Genomic DNA, 19,080 nt, shown 5'->3' with positions numbered 1-19,080 from the left:
GTTGTCCCGGCCAGGAGCGGGGAGGCAGGATGACCGCATGACGCACGCGATGCTCAAGGGGGCGAACGTCCCGCTCGACGCCACAGCGGTGCGCGCCGTGCTCCACTGGTCCGCGGGGCAGGGCGTGTCGGCCGTCGACGCTTCGGCGCTGCTGCTCACGCCGGAGGGCCAGGTCCGCTCCGACGAGGACTTCGTCTTCTACAACCAGCCGCGCCACCCCTCGGGGAAGGTCTGGCGGCTCGGTCACAAGCGCGTCGCCGACGGCATGACGGACACCGTCCAGGCGGACCTCTCGGGCGTCCCGGCGGAGATCGCCCGGATCCTCGTGACGGCCTCCACGGACCCGGACGCCACTCCCTTCGAGACCGTGCGGTCGCTGCGCCTCTCCCTCTACGACGCCGGGGCCGAGGGCGCCGAGCCGATCGCGTACTTCGACATCAAGCCGGAGACCGGCGCCGAGACCGCGCTGATCTGCGGCGAGCTGTACCGGCGCGGTGACGGCTGGCGGCTGCGCGCGGTCGGCGAGGGCTACTCCGACGGCCTGGTGGGCCTCGCGACGGACTTCGGTATCTCGGTCGACGAATCCGCCGAACCCGATGCCGCTCCTGGCGCCGAGCCCGAGCCGCTGCCCGCCGCACCCGCCCCGGCCGTCGAGCCCGCGCCGCCGCTCGCGGCTCCCGGCCCGATGCCCGAGGCCGCACCGGCCTCGGCGACATCGTTCCCGCTGCCGCCCCAGCAGCCGCCCGCGTACGGATATCCGCCCGCGGCCGCCACCCAGCAGCAGCCGCCCGCGTACGGATATCCGCAGCCGGTGTCGGCGTGGCCCGACCCGGCCTTCAAGCTCCCGCCGCAGGGGCCGCAGTTCACCGGCCAGTGACGGTCTTGTAGCCCCGGCCCCACTGGAGGCCCCAGCCGTACAGCCGGTCGAGCTCGGCCTGGAACCCGTACACGAAGCGCACTTCGCGTCGCACGACGAGGTCTCCCTTGACGTTCTCGATGGAGACCACGGCGCACGAACGGGCCTGCGGCGCCCGCTCGTCGAGGCTGATCTCGATCCGTGGCCCGTTGCTCGGGTACAGCGTCACGTGGGCGTGCGTACGGTCGAACGCCGGTGTCTGGTCGTAGATGTAGACGAACACCAGCAGGCGCTTGATGGAGTCGCGGTGATCGAGATTGACGTAGACCGTCTCACCGGACCCCGAGCCGAACCGGTCGTCACCGCTGAGCTTCACGTACGGCGCCTCGTTGAGCGCCCCGAAGAAGCTGCCGAGCGGTTGTACGACTCCCTTCGAGCCGTCCTTCAGCTCGTACAGACAGCCGAGGTCGAGGTCCACATTGACCATCGACTGGGTGTGTGCCTGGACCACATCGGGCTTGAACATGCTGAACGGATGCCGCATCAGACTGTTCCGCTTGGGACCGCCGATGTCCGAAGTCCGCATCCGCCACGACAGGTTGATCCGCAGATTGCCGGTGGCCGCGCCCTGTTTGGAGAGCGAGACGACCGGATGTCGCTTGGTGAGTTCGATGGCGTTGGTCGCCGCGCTGCCCGAATCGAACTCGAACTGCGCGGAGTTGCCGCGCCATACCCTGTCCCAGAAGGACATACCGCCCCCAAGTGCCGCCGTACATGCCGACGGGGCGGCCGCTGAGGACTCGTCCTCGTACAACCGCCCCGCTCACAGCGTTCCAGGAATGCCCCAGGGGTCAAACCCGCGAATCAGACTCCAGATGGAACCTCAGTCTTGTCCGCACTCCCGGACCCGCCCTCGGCCGCCGCGACCCGCTTGTTGCGCCGCACCGACGACAGGAACGACCAGATGATCAGCACGACGCCGATCAGGCCCGTGATGAGCTCGCTGATCTGGTACTGGATGGTGATCAGGAGGAGGACGGCGAGCGCGCCGATCGCATAGTGCGCGCCGTGCTCCAGGTACACGTAGTCGTCCAGGGTGCCCTGGCGGACCAGGTAGACCGTGAGCGAACGGACGTACATGGCACCGATACCGAGGCCGAGGGCCATCATCACGATGTCGTTGGTGATGGCGAAGGCGCCGATCACGCCGTCGAAGGAGAACGACGCGTCCAGGACCTCAAGGTAGAGGAACATGAAGAACGCGGCCTTGCCGGCCATCACCACCGCGGGCTGCGTCTTGCCCTCGCGCTTGGCCTTCTCCTCCTCCTCGTGCTCGCGTTCCTCCTCTGCCTCGATGCGGTGCTCGAAGAAGCTGGAGAGACCGTTCACCACGAGGTACGTAATGAGTCCGCCGACGCCCGCGAGCAGCACCGTGGCCTGCTTGTCCGCGTGCCCGCCGCCGTGCTGGTGCGCGTTGAGCGCGACGGTCAGGGAAGCGACGAGCAGCACGATCAGGGCGACGCAGACCGACAGCATGTCGACCTTGCCGAGCTTGGCCAGCGGGCGCTCCAGCCAGCCGAGCCACTTGATGTCGCGGTCCTCGAAGATGAAGTCGAGGAAGATCATGAACAGGAACATGCCACCGAAGGCGGCGATGGACGGGTGCGCGTCCGTGACCAGTTCCTGGTAGCGGTCGGGTTGGTTGAACGCGAGGTCGACCGCCTCGACCGGGCCCAGCTTGGCGCTGATGGCGACGATCACGACGGGGAAGACCAGCCGCATACCGAAGACCGCGATCAGCACGCCGATCGTGAGGAAGATCTTCTGCCAGAAGGCACTCATCTTCTTCAGGATTCCGGCGTTGACCACCGCGTTGTCGAAGGACAGCGAGATCTCCAGGATCGCGAGGATCGCGACGACCCCGAAGGCCTCCCATCCGCCGTAGAACACCGCGGCAATCAAGCCGAGCACGGTGATCGCGAACGACCAGCCGAAGGTTTTCAGAACCACTGGCTACCCCATCATGTGAACGGGTTTCCCCGTGCTGGTTGTACGGGGCTCCCCCGCTCCGCGCACGGCTTTAAGAAACGTTGACCCCGAAGTCTAGAGCGATGCCCCGGAGTCCGGACGCGTACCCCTGGCCGACGGCCCGGAACTTCCACTCTCCTCCGTATCGGTACACCTCGCCAAAGATCATGGCAGTTTCGGTGGATGCGTCCTCAGAGAGGTCATAACGGGCGAGCTCCTGCCCGTCGGCCTGGTTCACGACACGGATGAACGCGTTGCTGACCTGGCCGAAAGTCTGGCTCCGGTTGTCCGCGTCATGGATGGACACCGGAAAAATGATCTTGTCGCAGTCGGCCGGCACCTTGGAGAGGTCGACCAGGACCGACTCGTCGTCGCCGTCACCTTCGCCGGTGAGGTTGTCCCCCGTGTGCTCCACCGAACCGTCGGGGCTCTTGAGCTGGTTGTAGAAGATGAACCACTCGTCGCCCTTGACCCGGCCGCTGCTGCAGAGCAGCGCGCTGGCGTCGAGGTCGAAGTCGGCTCCGGTGGTGGAGCGCGCGTCCCATCCGAGCCCGACCAGGATCTGTGTGAGGTTCGGTGCGGCCTTGGAGAGGGAGACATTGCCTCCCTTGGCGAGTGTGACGCCCATGATCGTGGTCCTCCCCGAGGTGTGGTGGTGCTGTGGTCGAGCGCGTCCGGCGCCGCACTGGGAGTGCGGCGCCGGACGGGTTGAACGTGCTGCGGTGCTTCGGCTCAGACGTTGACGCCGAAGTCCTGCGCGATGCCGCGCAGACCCGACGCGTAGCCCTGACCGACGGCGCGGAACTTCCACTCCGCCCCGCTGCGGTACAGCTCACCGAAGACCATCGCGGTCTCGGTGGAGGCGTCCTCGGAGAGGTCGTAACGGGCGATCTCGGCTCCGCCCGTCTGGTTCACGACGCGGATGAACGCGTTGCGCACCTGGCCGAAGGACTGCTGGCGGTTCTCGGCGTCGTAGATGGACACCGGGAACACGATCTTGTCGACGTCGGCCGGGACCGTCGCGAGGTTGACCTTGACCTGCTCGTCGTCGCCCTCGCCCTCACCGGTGGTGTTGTCGCCGGTGTGCTCGACCGAGCCGTCCGCGCTCTTCAGATTGTTGAAGAACACGAAGTCCTGGTCGTTACGGACCTTGCCCTCGGCGTTCGTCAGGATGGCGCTGGCGTCGAGGTCGAAGTCCGTACCCGTGGTGGTACGGACGTCCCACCCCAGGCCCACGATCACGGCCGTGAGGCCAGGGGCCTCCTTGCTCAGCGATACGTTGCCGCCCTTGCTGAGGCTGACTCCCACAAATCCTCCCTATGGTCCCTAGGGGCGGGGAGCCCCCGTGCTGCTCTGGTATCGGATCAACGTCTGGATCCTAGTAAGGGGTTCCCGCCCCGGCGAGGGATCCGTCAGGGTGTCGTCCCTCGGAAGCCCGTCCTACAGGGCGTCGATCGCCTTGACGTACTCGTTCAGGTCACGCGCGTCCGGCAGACCGTTGACGACGGTCCAGCGGACCACGCCCTCCTTGTCGATGATGAACGTGCCGCGCACCGCGCAGCCCTTCTCCTCGTCGAAGACGCCGTACGCGCGCGAGGCCTCGCCGTGCGGCCAGAAGTCGCTCAGCAGCGGGTACTCCAGGCCCTCCTGCTCGGCGAAGACGCGCAGCGAGAACGGGGAGTCGTTCGATACGGCGAGCAGCTGCACGTCGTCGTTGACGAACTTCGGCAATTCGTCCCGCAGCGCACACAGTTCCCCGGTGCACACCCCGGTGAAGGCGAACGGGTAGAAGAGCAGCACCACGTTCTTCTCGCCCCGGAAGTCCGAGAGCTTCACGGTCTCGCCGTGCTGGTTCTTGAGCTCGATCTCCGGAGCCTTGGTGCCGGCCTCGATCGCCATGGTGAAGCTTCCCTTCCGTGGAGCTGTTCGGGTGGCTTCAGCCTAGTTGGCCGCGTATCGGCGTCGTCGCGCAGGTGGGTGCGGGACGTGCGGTCATACGTCCGGTCATGCGTGAGGGCCCCCGCGGGCGCTGTGGCGCACCTGCGGGGGCCCTCACAAGGGTTCTCGTTCCGTCTGCTATCGCTTCTTGGCGGCCGCCTTCGGCGTGGCCAGACGGCTTGCGGTCCAGTCCTTACCCGCGCTGACGCTCTTGCTCGCGGTCAGGCCCGCCGTAGTGGCGGCTTCGCCGATCTCGCTGGCCACGACGTAACCGTCGCGCCCGGTCTTCGGCGTCAGAAGCAGGATGGAGCCGCCTTCCTCCATGTAAGCGATGGCATCCACCAACGCATCAGTAAGGTCCCCGTCGTCCTCACGGAACCAGAGCACCACGGCGTCGGCCACGTCGTCGTAGTCCTCGTCGACGAGTTCAGAGCCGATGGCCGCCTCGATGGTTTCTCGGAGCTCCTGATCGACGTCGTCGTCGTAGCCGATCTCCTGGACCACCTGGTCGGGCTGGAAACCAAGCCTTACGGCAAGGTTCGTTTCCGCGTGGTCCGCGGTCGCGCTCACGGATTGCCTCCTGATCGTGTTTACGAAGTTGTCTACAGCCTCGCGTACGCGCGAAGTGTTGGCCGTAGTCCACACGTGCGCGACGAATCGCGCAAGTACCCGGCCGTCAAGACCGCCAAAACGGTGACTTTCCAGGCTGTGTCACCGCAACTCCTGTCAAGGATCCCCGCTGGCCAGTGATGTATGCCACATCGATCTGCCAGTTTTGCCCGTCACTGCCCGGACACCCAGTGCGACCGGGGCCCGCCACCCCTCAAGGAACACTTGAGCGAAATCGGCGTATCGTGGCGATTTGAGCGCAACGGCCGACGGGGTGCGGACCTGACCTCGAATTACCTCTCGGTAGAGGTGACGATTCCGAATTCGAGGTACACGATGGACAACGGCGCACCCGACAGTGGAACAGTCGCATCACCGACAGTGAAGGAACAGCGTGGTTTCCGGATCCGATCGCAACCCGATCATCATTGGCGGTCTTCCCAGCCAGGTCCCGGACTTCGATCCCGAGGAGACCCAGGAGTGGCTCGACTCTCTTGACGCCGCAATCGACGAGCGCGGCCGCGAGCGGGCCCGGTACCTGATGCTCCGGCTGATCGAGCGGGCCCGCGAGAAGCGCGTGGCCGTGCCCGAGATGCGCAGCACGGACTACATCAACACGATCGCCACCAAGGACGAGCCCTTCTTCCCCGGCAACGAGGACATCGAGCGCAAGGTCCTCAACGCGACGCGGTGGAACGCGGCGGTGATGGTGTCCCGCGCTCAGCGGCCCGGCATCGGCGTCGGCGGCCACATCGCCACCTTCGCCTCCTCCGCGTCCCTGTACGACGTGGGCTTCAACCACTTCTTCCGCGGCAAGGACGAGGGCGACGGCGGAGACCAGATCTTCTTCCAGGGTCACGCCTCTCCGGGTATCTACGCCCGCGCCTATCTGCTCGACCGGCTCAGCGAGCAGCAGCTCGACGGCTTCCGCCAGGAGAAGTCGAAGGCGCCCAACGGGCTGTCCTCGTACCCGCATCCGCGCCTCATGCCGGACTTCTGGGAGTTCCCCACCGTCTCCATGGGCCTCGGCCCGCTCGGCGCGATCTTCCAGGCCCGGATGAACCGCTACATGGAGGCCCGCGGCATCGCCGACACCTCCAAGTCGCAGGTGTGGGCCTTCCTCGGCGACGGCGAGATGGACGAGCCCGAGTCCCTCGGCCAGCTCTCCATCGCCGCCCGTGAGGGCCTCGACAACCTCACCTTCGTCGTCAACTGCAACCTGCAGCGACTCGACGGCCCGGTGCGCGGCAACGGGAAGATCATCCAGGAGCTCGAGTCCCAGTTCCGCGGCGCCGGCTGGAACGTCATCAAGCTGGTCTGGGACCGCAGTTGGGACCCGCTGCTCGCGCAGGACCGGGACGGCGTCCTGGTCAACAGGCTGAACACGACGCCCGACGGCCAGTTCCAGACGTACGCCACGGAGACCGGCGACTACATCCGCGAGCACTTCTTCGGCGATGACCACCGGCTGCGCACGATGGTCGAGAACATGACCGACAAGGAGATCCAGCACCTGGGCCGCGGCGGTCACGACCACAAGAAGATCTTCGCCGCGTTCACGGCCGCCAGGGAGCACAAGGGTCAGCCGACGGTCATCCTGGCGCAGACGGTCAAGGGCTGGACCCTCGGCCCGAACTTCGAGGGTCGCAACGCCACGCACCAGATGAAGAAGCTGACGGTCGACGACCTCAAGGGCTTCCGCGACCGGCTGCACATCCCGATCACCGACGCGCAGTTGGAGAGCGGCGCCCCGCCGTACTACCACCCCGGCCGGGACTCCGAGGAGATCCAGTACATGCACGACCGCCGCAAGGCGCTGGACGGGTACGTCCCGACCCGTGTCGTGCGCGCGAAGCCCCTTCAGCTCCCGGACGACAAGGCCTACGCGGGCGTCAAGAAGGGCTCCGGGCAGCAGTCGATCGCCACCACGATGGCCTTCGTCCGGCTGCTCAAGGACCTGATGCGGGACAAGGAGATCGGCAAGCGCTTCGTGCTGATCGCTCCCGACGAGTACCGCACCTTCGGCATGGACTCCTTCTTCCCGAGCGCGAAGATCTACAACCCGCTCGGCCAGCAGTACGAGTCCGTCGACCGTGAACTCCTGCTCGCCTACAAGGAGTCGACCACCGGCCAGATGCTGCACGACGGCATCTCGGAAGCGGGCTGCACGGCCTCCCTGATCGCCGCCGGATCCGCCTACGCGACCCACGGCGAGCCGCTGATCCCGGTCTATGTCTTCTACTCGATGTTCGGTTTCCAGCGCACCGGCGACCAGTTCTGGCAGATGGGCGACCAGCTGGCGCGCGGCTTCGTCCTCGGTGCGACCGCCGGCCGCACGACGCTGACCGGTGAAGGACTCCAGCACGCGGACGGGCACTCGCAGCTGCTCGCTTCGACCAACCCCGCCTGCGTCGCCTACGACCCGGCGTACGCCTACGAGATCGCGTACATCGTCCAGGAGGGCCTGCGCCGGATGTACGGCCCGACCGCCGACGGCAAGGCGGGCGAGGACGTCTTCTACTACCTCACCGTCTACAACGAGCCGATCCAGCACCCCGCCGAACCGGCCGATGCCGACGTCGAGGGCATCCTCAAGGGCATCCACCGCATCAGCACCGGGACTTCGGGCTCGATCCCCGCCCAGATCCTGGCGTCGGGCGTCGGCGTCCCGTGGGCGCTGGAGGCGCAGCAGATCCTCGCCCAGGACTGGAACGTACGGGCGGATGTCTGGTCCGCGACGTCGTGGAACGAACTGCGCCGCGAGGCGGTGGAAGTGGAGCGCCACAACCTGCTGCACCCAGAAGAGGAGCAGCGCACGCCCTACGTCACGCAGAAGCTGTCCGGCGCTCAAGGGCCGTTCGTCGCGGTCTCCGACTGGATGCGCTCCGTTCCGGACCAGATCGCGCGCTGGGTGCCCGGCACGTACCAGTCGCTGGGTGCGGACGGTTTCGGTTTCGCGGACACACGGGGCGCCGCGCGTCGCTTCTTCCACATCGACGCCCAATCTGTTGTGGTCGGGGTGCTCACGGAGTTGGCGCGGGAGGGCAAGGTCGACCGCTCGGTCCTCAAGCAGGCGATCGACCGCTACCAGCTGCTCGATGTCTCGGCCGCCGATCCCGGCGCGGCCGGGGGCGACGCCTGACCGATGTCTGCCTGAACGATGCGTGCCTGATCGGTGCGTGCCTGATCGGTGCGTGCCTGATCGGTGCGTCGGCGGAGGGCGGCGAGAGCTTCGGCCTCGCCGCCCTCCGGCATGTCCCGCGGCACGCTCAGAACGCTCCTCCCGCGAGCGGCCCGGCCGCAGAGGCGAGCCAGACCACCGCGAGGAGAGTGTCGATCGCACCGAGCACGACCGCGACGAGTGCCGGTACCGACTGTGTGCCGGTCCAGCGTCGGCCCATGGCCAGCCAACCGCAGACGACGGCGACCGGTCCGAGCACGATCCCCAGGGTGAAGAAGCCGGCGATCGCGCAGATGAGGCCGATGATTCCAAGCGACGCGCGGTCCGGCCCGGTCCGTGACCATGCGCGGCCACGTGAGCGGGGGTGCTTGCGCGTGGTGTTTCCGAAGCCCGCCATCATCACTCCCTGAGTTGTTCCGGTTCTCCGGTTCTTCCGGTCTTCCGGACTCGGGCGATGCTTCGGGTACCCCCGCTTTCCGCGGTCTATCGCGCGCGGTACTCCACTGTCCCTGCCGCGCCCCTATTGCTCCCAGACCTTGAACGCCCGGACCCGGTAAGGGGATTCGGGCTCCCACGTCCCGCTGCCGGGATACGTCTGGAACTCCCCGGTCTCCGCGCACACCGCGGATTGATAGGTGGTGACGGGGCGGCCGGTGCGGTTGGCGACGGACGCCGCGCTGCTCCCCTTCGGCAGCGCGACGCAGCTCTCGATGTCGATGTCGGCCAGCTCATAGGCATGCCGGGACCCCTTGAACCCGCCCTTGCCCCAGAGACACAGCTCCCCTGCCGCGCAGTCACCCAAGGTCGGTGGCGCCGCGGCGGTGGCGAGGCCGGGAGAGAGCGCCACCGCGGCGAGCGCGGTCGCGGCGGCAGCCGTGGTCATGAAAGTACGCATGTGATTCAACCCCCGTGTCGTGTCGACCAGTTGCGTTCGCGACTGATCGCGTTCCAGACACTCTGGCCCGGAAGATCTGGTTCCGGGAAGGGCTACCGAGGGACGTCACCCTGATAAGCGAAAGCCCCCGGATAGTTCCCGGGGGCTTCCCCCACACGAGCGGTTTCGCGCGATACAAGAGTGGCTTCACGCGACCTGAGCCGGTGGCCGACTGTCAGATGTGCGCTGCGCCCGCACCCGCCTCCGCGTTCTCCCCGCGCTTGGTCAGCAGCGCGACGAGGATGGCGACGACGGCGACGCCCGCGGCGACCAGGCAGGCCATGCTCATGCCCGCGATGAAGGTGTCCTGCGCGACGCCTGTGATCTTCTCGTCGAGTGCCGGCGGGGCGCCCGGGGGCACCGGCGCGACACCGACCTGGACCGCCTCGGACGCCTGACCCAGCTGGTCGTGCGTGAGCGGCGGGAGCCCGGCACCCGTCCAGTTCCCGGCGAGATCGCTGTCGACCTTGGACGCCATGACGGCGCCGAGCACGGCGGTGCCGAGGCTGCCGCCGATCTGCATCGCGGCCTGCTGGAGTCCGCCGGCCACGCCAGAGAGCTCCAACGGGGCGTTGCCCACGATGACTTCGGTGGCTCCGACCATCACGGGCGCGAGGCCGAGCCCCAGCAGGGCGAACCAGAGGGACATGATCCCGCTGCCCGTTCCCGCGTCCAGCGTGGACATCCCGTACATGGCGGCCGCGGTGAGCGTCATGCCGCCGGCGAGCGGGACGCGAGGTCCGAACTTCGTGATCATCGCCCCCGCCAGCGGAGAGCCGACGATCATCATGCCGGTCAGCGGCAGCAGGTGCATGCCACTCTCGACGGGGCTCATGCCGTGCACGTTCTGCAGGTAGAACGTCACGAAGAACAGACCGCCCATGAACGCGATGGCCATGAGCACCATCAGGACCACACCGGCCGACAACGGCACGGAACGGAACAGGGCGAGCGGGATGAGCGGTTCGGCGACGCGGGTCTCCCAGAGCGCGAACACCACGAAGCACAGCACCGAACCGGCGATGAACGACCAGGTCATGCCGTCGCCCCAGCCCCACGTCGGCGCCTTGATGAGCGCCCAGACCAGGCAGAACATCGCGCCGGACAGCAGCACGATGCCGGGGACGTCGAAGGACCGTGGCGCGTTCTCTGCCCGGTGGTCCAAGAGGATGAAGAGCCCCAGGGCAAGGGCGAGGACGCCGATGGGGACGTTGATGAAGAAGACCGACTGCCAGCTGACGTGCTCGACGAGCAGTCCGCCGACGATCGGGCCGCCGGCGGTCGAGGCGCCGATGACCATGCCCCAGATGCCGATCGCCATGTTCAGCTTCTCGGCGGGGAACGTGGCGCGCAGCAGGCCGAGCGCGGCAGGCATGAGCAGTGCCCCGAACAGGCCTTGGAGCACGCGGAAGGTGATGACGAAGGCGATGCTGTCGGACAGGCCGATGGCCCCCGACGCGGCGGCGAAGCCGACGACGCCGATGAGGAAGGTCTGCCGGTGGCCGAATCGGTCACCGAGCTTGCCCGCGGTGATCAGCGTGACCGCGAGGGCGAGGAAGTAGCCGTTGGTGATCCACTGAACGTCGGCGAAGGTCGCGCCGAGGTCATTCTTAATAGTCGGGTTGGCGATGGCGACGATGGTGCCGTCGAGGGCGACCATCATGACGCCGATCGCGACGGAGAAGAGTGTCAACCAGGGGTGGCCGCGCAGCCCCTTGGCCGGTGCCGGGACGTGCTCGGGCTCCGGGACCCGGTCCGCCTTGTCGACAGTGGTCTGACTAGTCATGCGTTCGAGGCTAATGACAGCTACTGACAGTTGACGAACCATTTAACAAGTCAGTAACTGTCACGTCGCTCACACTATGGTGAGCTGCCCAAACAGCAAGAAAGAGGACCATGACGGATCGAATCAACCTGCGCGAACTCAAGAAGCAACGCACACGAAACTCCTTGTTGCGCACCGCACTTGAGCTCTTCACCACCCAGGGGTTCGACCTGACGACGGTCGACGAGATCACCGAGGCCTGCGAGGTGTCCCAGCGCACGTTCTTCCGGTATTTCGCGAACAAGGAGGAGGTCGCGCTCGCGGTGCAGCAGACGGTGGAGTCCCGATTCATCGCCGCGCTGCGTGAACGCCCCCTAAAGGAAAGCCCGTTCGAGGCGCTGCGGCGGACCGTGCTCGGCACATGGGACGCGATGAGCCGCGTCGTGGAGGAGCTCATCCCGCTCGAACTCCACATGCGCACCTACCGGATGATCGAGTCCACCCCCTCCCTGCTCGCCGTTCACTTGCGTCGCTCCATCGAGCTGGAAGAGGAGCTCGCGCGCGTGGTCGCCGAACGCGAGGGCCTCGATGTGGAGAGCGACCCGCGCCCGCGCGTGGCCGTCGCCGCGTTCGGTGGCGTCATGCGGATGACCGGACGCCTGTGGGGTGCGGGAGAGGATGCGAGCATCGAATCGATCCGCGCGCTCACCGAGTCGTACCTGGATCATTTGAGGCCTTCATTGGCCGGGAAATGGCGCCGCGACCAGGGATGACGCAGTGTGAGGCCACCATTGCAACCGTGTCCGGTTTTACCCAAATACACCAGACGAAACGTGATCCGCCTCACCTCATTCACGGTGCCGCATGCGCTTCTTCTAGGGTGTCCCGCAGTGACTTCCTTCGATACCTCTCCCCAACTCAACGTCTGGCGCGCACTGCTTGCGCTGGTCGTCGTGTTCGTCATGCTGGCCACCACCGGCTGGACCGCGGTGCGCCATCAGCGAGGCGTCACATCGCCGCTCCAGACCGCGCTCACCGCTTGGGAGCACGGCCGGATAAACGGACATGCACTGCCCGCGCCCGACGGCTCCCCCACCCGCCTCGCGCATTTCTTCGGCTCACTGAGCGCGCACCAGCGCGGCGAGCTCGCCTCCCGGTACCCGCTCGCGGTCGGCAACATGAACGGTGCCCCTGTAGAGCTGCGTTATCGCGCCAACCGCCTCGCGCTCGACCAGGCCCGCCAGGTCGAGCACAGACGCATGTACGACAAACGGTTGTCGTCCGTCGGTCACGCCGACGCGAAGAAGCGGATGAACCGGTTCGCGTCCCTGGCGAAGCCCGATCGCGAGATCCTCTCCTTCGACCCCTTGGGCGCCGGCCGGGTCGCCGAGGTCTTCGGTGACCTCGACAAGGCCCAGCGGGTGTCCGTGGTGGTGCCTGGTGTCGACACGAACGTGCTCACCTTTGAGCGCACGTCCCGCCAGTACTCGGCGCCCGTGGGCATGGCGCGCTCCCTGCACGGCGCCGAGCGCAGCGCCAGCCCGCACACGCGTACCGCGGTCGTCGCGTGGGCCGACTACACCGCGCCGGCCGGCCTGGGTGTGGACGCCGCCACGGCGATGCGCGCCGAGGACGGAGCGGTGCGGCTCAACGCCATGCTTCGCGGTCTGCCCGGCCGGTCTTCCGTCGCCTTGTACTGCCACAGCTACGGCTCGGTGGTGTGCGGCGTCGCGGCGCACCGCATGCCGGGCCGGGTCAGTGACATCGCGGTGGCGGGCAGTCCCGGCATGCGCGCCCAGAGCGCAGCGGGCCTGGACACGCACGCGCGCGTGTGGGCCACCCGCGACAGGGACGACTGGATCCAGGACATTCCCTACATGGAGGTGGGCGGGCTCGGCCACGGAGCGGATCCCGTCTCCTCCGCCTTCGGCGCGCGCGTCATGGCGGCAGGCGACTCCAAGGGCCACACCGGCTACTTCGTGCCGGGCACGGAGAGCCTCGCCAACTTCGCCGACATCGGCACCGGCGGGTACAAGACAGTGCACTGTGCCGGCGGAGGTCAGGGCTGCCTGGACGGTTTCTCCGGGAACGTCTCCGCCTGACGCGCGTAGAAAGTGCTGAAACAGCGGTCTGACGCGATAGGCGACGGAGACGCGCGCTCCGCCTACGATGAGCCACATGGGTGACGTACTGGCCGGATTTCATGCCGCCTGGGAGTTCGAGTCCGACTCCGTGCTCATCCGCTTCGAACGGGGGATCCGCACGCCGAAGCTCCTTCAGGCGCTGGGCGAACGCCGCATCCCTCTGGAAGCGGTCGCGGCGGTGACCCTGACGCCTGGGAAACGCGGGACCGTCGTGCTGCACGCGGTGCCGCGGCCGGGCGCGGACCCCCTGATGGACGCTGCCGCGGGTCAGCTCAAGGAGGGCAGCGACCCGTACCGCCTCGTGCTGCCCGCCGAGCGGGAGACGCTCGGCGAGTACTACGCGGACGAGCTGCGGGCGAAGCTCTCCGACCACGACGACACGCGTCCGGAGGGCTATCTGGTGGCGCCTCCCGAGGCGCCCCGCCAGTTCAAGGCCTACGACGGGAAGGCCACCTTCGACGGAGACTCGGTGGCCTTCCGCTGGTTCTGGACCGGGGCGTCTTCCGCGAAGTGGAAGGCCGGGGACAAGACGTTCCCGATCTCGGACCTGAGCGGCGTCGAATGGCGCTCGCCCGAACTTTTCGAGGGCCATCTGCGCCTGCTGCCCCGGGACGTCTCCGGGGAGCAGCCCGGTCAGGCGGACCAGGATCCGGCCGCGGTCGTCTTCGGCCTTGGCTACGGTCCGGTGCACGAGTCGCTGCCGTTCGCCGCCTCGGTGCTGGCGGCCGTGCGGGCGTCCGGCCCCGCGCCGCCACAGGGCGGGACGTTGTGCACCGAGTCGGCGGGCCCCGGAAGGCGAGATCCCGCTGACATCGCCGACCGCATCCGACACCTGGGCGAACTGCACCAGGCGGGTCTGGTGACCGATGCGGAGTTCACGTCGAAGAAGGCCGAGCTGCTCGCCGAGCTGTGACCTCATACCTGGGTAGGGGTGTGGTTGAGCACTCCGGTATGACGGCGCGATCGGGCTCGTGTGTCTACGCTGATCTGGCCATGAGCACCGCACCCTCATCCCCCGAGAAGACGCCCCGCCCGCCAGACGACGGTTCCGGCGGGGCGGGCTCTCGGCGCATGGCCGGAACAGTGCGTGGGCTGGGCGACCGGCTGGCCTCGGCCGGGGCGACGCTGACCGCGGCTCTGGGCGACGACCGGTCGGAACCCCTGCTGGCGCACGCGCCCCGCCGTTGGATGCGGCTGCTGCCCTATCTGATCGCGCTGGGCTTCACCGCGTCGCTGATTCCGGTCACGACCCAGGTTCTGGCGAACACCTACGGGGTCGGCGGTGGCCTCGCCGCGGCCATCGGCGTGGCCCAGTCCGCTCCTCTGGTCCTCGCGGTGAGCCGGCCGCTGGCCGCCTGGTACATCATGATCACCGCGGCTGTGCTGGGCACGATCCCGCTCTTCCAGGGGGACGCGCACCATCCATCGCCGTGGACACCCACGGTGATCGTCGCGTACCTGGTGCTGTGCATCGCGCTGGCTCTGCGAGAGAGCCGTCGCACTCTCATCAACATCTGGCTGGTCACAGTCGCCGCCAGCATCGCGGTCGGCATCTTCCGCGACAGCACCAGCCAGGACACGGGGGTGCTCCTCATCGTCCTGAGCGGTGGTGTGCTGCTCCTGGGTGCCCTGCTGCGGGAGCGCGGCGAGACCAGACGCAAGCTCGTCGTGCAGGAGACGATCAGCGAGGCCGAGCGGACCCGCAGAACGCTGCTCGAGGAGCGGGCCAGGATCGCGCGCGAGCTGCACGACGTCGTCGCCCACCACATGTCGGTGATCACCGTGCAGGCGGACTCCGCGCCCTACAGGCTCCAGGACCTGCCCGGCGAGGCGCGCGAGGAGTTCGAGTCGATCGCCACGGGTGCGCGCGCGTCACTGACCGAGATGCGCCGTCTCCTCGCGGTCCTGCGCAGCGAGGAGACGCAGGGCGACCTGGTACCGCAGCCCGGCCTCGCGCACCTGCGCCAACTGGTCGCGGCGACCGTACGAGGCGGGGTGCCTGCCGAACTGTCCTCTCCGGAACTGACGCTCGTCGAGGAACTGGCCCAGGTACCCCCGGCGGTGGACCTCTCCGCGTACCGCATCGTGCAGGAGGCGTTGTCGAACGTGGTGCGGCACGCTCCGGGTGCGCGGACTCAGGTCTCGATCGGCCTCGACGGCGACGCCCTGCTGGTGGTCGTGGTCAACGGGCCGGCCGCGGAACCGGTCTCGCCCGTCGAATCGACCGCCGGTACCGGACACGGGCTGATAGGGATGAACGAGCGCGTACGGTTGGTCGGCGGCACGCTGGACGTGGGGCCGCTGCCCGACGGAGGTTTCCGTGTCGCGGCCCGGCTCCCGTTGACCGTGCCCGACTCCCCGACGGCATAAAGGAATTCGGCACGCATGACCATCCGCGTGATCATCGTCGACGACCAGAGCATGGTGCGGGCGGGCTTCGCCGCGCTGCTCAACGCGCAGAGCGACATCGACGTCGTGGGCGAGGCCCCGGACGGCAGGGAGGGCGTCCAGGTGAGCCGCTCCACGCATCCCGATGTCGTTCTCATGGACGTGCGGATGCCCGAGATGGACGGGCTGGCCGCGGCCCAGGAACTGTTGGACCCACCGCCCGGCGTGGTGCACAGGCCGAAGGTGCTGATGCTCACCACATTCGACGTCGACGACTATGTGTACGCCGCGCTGCGGGCGGGTGCTTCCGGGTTTCTGCTCAAGGACGCGCCACCGGCCGATCTCATCGCCGCGGTGCGTGTGATCGCGGCCGGTGAGGCACTGCTCGCTCCGACGGTCACCAAGCGTCTCATCGAGGACTTCGCCAAGACCCGCTCCGCGCATCGCAAGAGCCACTCTCCGCTGCTGAAGAGCCTGACACCGCGTGAGGCCGAGGTTCTCGAGCTGATCGCGCGCGGACTGTCCAACCAGGAGATCGCGCAGAAGCTGGTGCTGGCCGAGCAGACGGTGAAGACCCATATCGGCCGTGTGCTGGCGAAGTTGGACCTGCGCGACCGGGCGCAGGCCGTGATCTTCGCGTATGAATCGGGTCTTGTCGCACCCGGCGACCGGTGACCCGCCGCTCCCGAGGCGTCCGACCCCCTACTGCGGTATCAGGCCGAGTACCCAGGTATCAACGGCTAGTTGGCTCCGCAGTGTGACGTCCCAGCCGCGTCCGTCCTCCTACCTTCCCCTCGTCACACCACTGGACGAAGGGGAGATGGGCGATGGGCCTGAGCTCTTGGAAACAACGCGGCCGGCGCGCCGTGGCAGCCGCCGCGCTCACGGCAATCGCCGTGTCCGGCACGGTGGGTTGGGCATCGGGCCAGGAACAGCGCCCGCTCACCGGCCCTCCCCCGGGCACCGCTTCGTGGCGCGCGGACGATTCGCTGGGTCGCGGACTGCCTGATCCCGCGACGGCACGGCCTTCTCAAGTCGCTTCGTTTTTCAGCGGGTTGAGCGGAGCGGAGCAGCACGATCTGGTCGCGCGACACCCGTCGGTCGTCGGCAATCTGGACGGAGCCCCGATCGCTCTGCGGTACGAGGCGAACGCGCTGTCGCTGCGGGCAGAGCTGGACCGGGCCCGCGCCGACGCCAAGGACCGAACGCTTACCGAGAAACAGCGGACCTCGGCGCGTGCGCTCGCCGAGCGCTGCTCCCAACTGCTCGCGCATGACCGCCGGATACTCGCCTTCGACCCCCGTGGACGCGGCCAGGTCGCCGAGGTCTACGGGGACCTGGAGGCGGCTCGGCATGTCTCCGTGATCGTGCCGGGTTCCGATATCGACCTGGGCACGTTCGACCGGGCCAGGGATGTGTACGGGACACCGGCCGGGATGGCGCGCTCCCTGCACCGGGCGACGGGCGGGCAGACGGCCGTGGTGGCGTGGGCCGGATACACCACTCCGGTGGGTCTGGGCCCGGATGCGGCCACAGGCCGACTCGCCGAGGCGGGAGCCCCCAGGCTGGCCCGCTTCGCGCAGGGCCTCACCGCGGCGGGTGCCCCGAAGCCCACGGTCTTCTGCCACAGCTACGGGTCGGTGGTGTGCGGGCTCGCCGCGTCCCGGCTTCCCGCAGCGGACCTTGTGGCCCTCGGTTCCCCCGGACTGCGTGCCGACTCGGTGGCCGAACTGCACACCCGCGCCAGGGTGTGGGCGGCCCGGGACGACGGCGACTGGATCGGCAAGGTGCCGAACGTCGAGCTGTTCGGCCTTGGGCACGGAACGGACCCGACAGACCCGTCCTTCGGGGCCCGGCGGGTGCCTGCCGAACGAGCCCAGGGACATACGGGCTACTTCGCGCCGGGCACGGACTCGCTGAGCGCCTTCGCCGACATCGCCACCGGAGCCGCGTCATGACCTCCACCTCTCTTCGCACGTCCGTGTCCTCGGCCATCGCCTCGATCGACGCGAAGACCCCGGGCCACCGGGATCGGGCAGTGGACGGGCTGCGGGCGTTGGCCCTGCTCGCCGTACCCACCGGCCACTGGCTGCTCGCAGGATTCACGCTGAACCCGCAGGGGGCCCTGCACAATGCGAGCCCGCTGAGCAGCTTCGGCTTCTTTGCGCCCCTCAGCTGGGTGTTGCAGATGCTCGGAGTCTTCTTCCTCGTCGGCGGATACGCGTCGGTCCTGTCGTTCCGGCGGGCGCGGGAGCGTGGCACGTCGACGGGCGGCTGGCTGCGAGGCAGGCTGGCCCGTCTGGGCCGGCCCGTGCTGGGCGTGACCGCGGTGTGGGCCGCGATGGCCCCCGTGCTGTACGTCCTCGGGGTGCCCATGGCGACGTTGCGTACAGCCTCCACCCTGGTGATACAGCCCCTGTGGTTCGTCGGCATCTACACCGTGATCACCGCACTCACACCGTGGTGCATCAAGGCGGCACACAGGCTCGGCGCCTGGTCCGCGGTCCCACTGATCGGCTCTGTCGCCGCCGTCGACTTCCTCCGGTACGGCCCCTTCTCCTCGGACATGCCGTCGTGGCTGAGCCTGCTCAATCTCCTTCCGGGCTGGATGTTCGCCTATCAACTCGGCGTCTGCTGGGGCGAGAAGAAGCTCGGAAGGCGGGGCGCCTGGGCACTGCTCATCGGTGGGACGGCTCTGTTCGCGGCCTTGTTGCTGCTCTTCCACTACCCGGCGTCGATGGTCGGGGTGCCGGGCGAGGCGCGGACGAACTCGCACCCGCCGTCGCTGCTGGTCCTCGCCCTCGCGGCCGCACAGAGTGGCGCGGCGATACTCGTACGGGACCGCCTGGCCAAGGTGCTGCGCCGCCCGGCGCTGTGGGCACCGGTCGTGATCATCAACCTGTCGGCGATGACCATCCTGTGCTGGCACCAGACGGCGCTGCTCGCGGCGGCGATACCCGGCTCCTTCGCCGGAGCGATACCGGGCCTCACGACGGCACCGGACACGCTCGCCTGGATAGCGATCCGCCTTGCGTGGCTACCGCTGTTCGCGACTCTGCTCGTCCTGATAGGCCGCTATGCGCGGGGCTTCGAGTCACCGTGGAAGCGGGTGAGCCGGGGGCGCCGAGCGCTGGCGGGGCTGCTCGCCGCCGGGTTCGCGGTGTTCGCGCTGGGGCTGGCGTGAGAAACACCGGCCCCACAAGCCGGGATCGCCCCGGTGGGCTGCCCGGCTACTCG

At 68.1% G+C, this 19,080-nt stretch carries 18 protein-coding genes; 9 read left to right on the top strand and 9 right to left on the bottom strand.

Annotation, left to right across the window (positions count from 1 at the left end; genetic code table 11):
- Nucleotides 1-37: 37 nt before the first annotated feature.
- Nucleotides 38-877: a TerD family protein gene (locus ACFYWS_RS21140; protein ID WP_389278671.1), complete on the top strand. Its 840-nt coding sequence runs from the start codon at nucleotides 38-40 to the stop codon at nucleotides 875-877.
- Here ACFYWS_RS21140 and ACFYWS_RS21135 read toward each other — a convergent pair.
- From ACFYWS_RS21135 to ACFYWS_RS21110, 6 genes are all read right to left on the bottom strand, one after another.
- A complete protein-coding gene (locus tag ACFYWS_RS21135; RefSeq protein WP_389278668.1) occupies nucleotides 864-1,607 on the bottom strand; it encodes a Tellurium resistance in 744 nt (247 codons plus the stop codon). The genes ACFYWS_RS21140 and ACFYWS_RS21135 overlap by 14 nt on opposite strands.
- A 113-nt stretch (nucleotides 1,608-1,720) precedes the next feature.
- Nucleotides 1,721-2,866: a DUF475 domain-containing protein gene (locus ACFYWS_RS21130; RefSeq protein WP_389278665.1), complete on the bottom strand. Its 1,146-nt coding sequence runs from the start codon at nucleotides 2,864-2,866 to the stop codon at nucleotides 1,721-1,723.
- A 70-nt stretch (nucleotides 2,867-2,936) separates the two neighbouring features.
- Nucleotides 2,937-3,512 carry a TerD family protein gene (locus ACFYWS_RS21125; protein ID WP_389278662.1) on the bottom strand — a complete coding sequence of 192 codons (576 nt, stop codon included), beginning with the start codon at nucleotides 3,510-3,512 and terminating at the stop codon, nucleotides 2,937-2,939.
- A gap of 104 nt (nucleotides 3,513-3,616) precedes the next feature.
- Nucleotides 3,617-4,192, bottom strand: a complete 576-nt coding sequence (locus ACFYWS_RS21120; protein ID WP_389278659.1) for a TerD family protein — start codon at nucleotides 4,190-4,192, stop codon at nucleotides 3,617-3,619.
- A 132-nt stretch (nucleotides 4,193-4,324) separates the two neighbouring features.
- Nucleotides 4,325-4,783 (bottom strand): peroxiredoxin, encoded by a 459-nt coding sequence (locus ACFYWS_RS21115; protein WP_266720040.1) that lies wholly within the window; start codon nucleotides 4,781-4,783, stop codon nucleotides 4,325-4,327.
- 177 nt (nucleotides 4,784-4,960) lie between these two features.
- Complete coding sequence (locus ACFYWS_RS21110; protein ID WP_389278656.1) at nucleotides 4,961-5,392, bottom strand: DUF3052 domain-containing protein; 432 nt, start codon at nucleotides 5,390-5,392, stop codon at nucleotides 4,961-4,963.
- 433 nt (nucleotides 5,393-5,825) lie between these two features.
- On the opposite strand from ACFYWS_RS21110, the gene aceE reads away from it, so the two are divergent.
- Nucleotides 5,826-8,573 carry a pyruvate dehydrogenase (acetyl-transferring), homodimeric type gene (gene aceE / locus ACFYWS_RS21105; RefSeq protein WP_389278653.1) on the top strand — a complete coding sequence of 916 codons (2,748 nt, stop codon included), beginning with the start codon at nucleotides 5,826-5,828 and terminating at the stop codon, nucleotides 8,571-8,573.
- 127 nt (nucleotides 8,574-8,700) lie between these two features.
- Here aceE and ACFYWS_RS21100 read toward each other — a convergent pair whose 3' ends face one another.
- The 3 genes from ACFYWS_RS21100 to ACFYWS_RS21090 all read right to left on the bottom strand — a co-directional run bounded on the left by ACFYWS_RS21100 (nucleotide 8,701) and on the right by ACFYWS_RS21090 (nucleotide 11,332).
- The gene (locus tag ACFYWS_RS21100; RefSeq protein ID WP_389278650.1) at nucleotides 8,701-9,012 is read right to left on the bottom strand and encodes a small hydrophobic protein; all 312 of its coding nucleotides are present in this window, start codon (nucleotides 9,010-9,012) and stop codon (nucleotides 8,701-8,703) included.
- Nucleotides 9,013-9,132: 120 nt separating this feature from the next.
- Nucleotides 9,133-9,507: a peptidase inhibitor family I36 protein gene (locus ACFYWS_RS21095; protein WP_389278647.1), complete on the bottom strand. Its 375-nt coding sequence runs from the start codon at nucleotides 9,505-9,507 to the stop codon at nucleotides 9,133-9,135.
- A gap of 214 nt (nucleotides 9,508-9,721) precedes the next feature.
- A complete protein-coding gene (locus tag ACFYWS_RS21090) occupies nucleotides 9,722-11,332 on the bottom strand; it encodes an MFS transporter (RefSeq protein ID WP_389278644.1) in 1,611 nt (536 codons plus the stop codon).
- Nucleotides 11,333-11,442: 110 nt separating this feature from the next.
- Here ACFYWS_RS21090 and ACFYWS_RS21085 point away from each other — a divergent pair, with 110 nt between their 5' ends.
- The 7 genes from ACFYWS_RS21085 to ACFYWS_RS21055 all read left to right on the top strand — a co-directional run bounded on the left by ACFYWS_RS21085 (nucleotide 11,443) and on the right by ACFYWS_RS21055 (nucleotide 19,027).
- Entirely contained in the window at nucleotides 11,443-12,084 is a 642-nt protein-coding gene (locus ACFYWS_RS21085) for a TetR/AcrR family transcriptional regulator (RefSeq protein WP_389278641.1), read from the top strand.
- A gap of 117 nt (nucleotides 12,085-12,201) precedes the next feature.
- Nucleotides 12,202-13,413: an alpha/beta hydrolase gene (locus ACFYWS_RS21080; protein WP_389278639.1), complete on the top strand. Its 1,212-nt coding sequence runs from the start codon at nucleotides 12,202-12,204 to the stop codon at nucleotides 13,411-13,413.
- A gap of 76 nt (nucleotides 13,414-13,489) precedes the next feature.
- Nucleotides 13,490-14,368, top strand: coding sequence for a DUF4429 domain-containing protein (locus ACFYWS_RS21075; RefSeq protein ID WP_389278636.1), 879 nt, complete (start codon nucleotides 13,490-13,492; stop codon nucleotides 14,366-14,368).
- An 80-nt stretch (nucleotides 14,369-14,448) separates the two neighbouring features.
- Nucleotides 14,449-15,825: a sensor histidine kinase gene (locus ACFYWS_RS21070; protein ID WP_389278633.1), complete on the top strand. Its 1,377-nt coding sequence runs from the start codon at nucleotides 14,449-14,451 to the stop codon at nucleotides 15,823-15,825.
- Nucleotides 15,826-15,840: 15 nt separating this feature from the next.
- Nucleotides 15,841-16,518, top strand: coding sequence for a response regulator (locus tag ACFYWS_RS21065; protein WP_389278630.1), 678 nt, complete (start codon nucleotides 15,841-15,843; stop codon nucleotides 16,516-16,518).
- Nucleotides 16,519-16,670: 152 nt separating this feature from the next.
- Nucleotides 16,671-17,801 (top strand): alpha/beta hydrolase, encoded by a 1,131-nt coding sequence (locus ACFYWS_RS21060; protein ID WP_389278627.1) that lies wholly within the window; start codon nucleotides 16,671-16,673, stop codon nucleotides 17,799-17,801.
- Complete coding sequence (locus ACFYWS_RS21055) at nucleotides 17,798-19,027, top strand: acyltransferase (RefSeq protein ID WP_389278624.1); 1,230 nt, start codon at nucleotides 17,798-17,800, stop codon at nucleotides 19,025-19,027. The genes ACFYWS_RS21060 and ACFYWS_RS21055 overlap by 4 nt, the downstream gene beginning before the upstream one ends.
- Nucleotides 19,028-19,080: the final 53 nt, after the last annotated feature.

Source organism: Streptomyces sp. NPDC002795 (genome assembly GCF_042888725.1).
Taxonomy (GTDB): domain Bacteria; phylum Actinomycetota; class Actinomycetes; order Streptomycetales; family Streptomycetaceae; genus Streptomyces.
The sequence above is the reverse complement of the archived record's forward strand: the minus strand, read 5'-3'. Positions and strand labels throughout refer to the sequence as shown.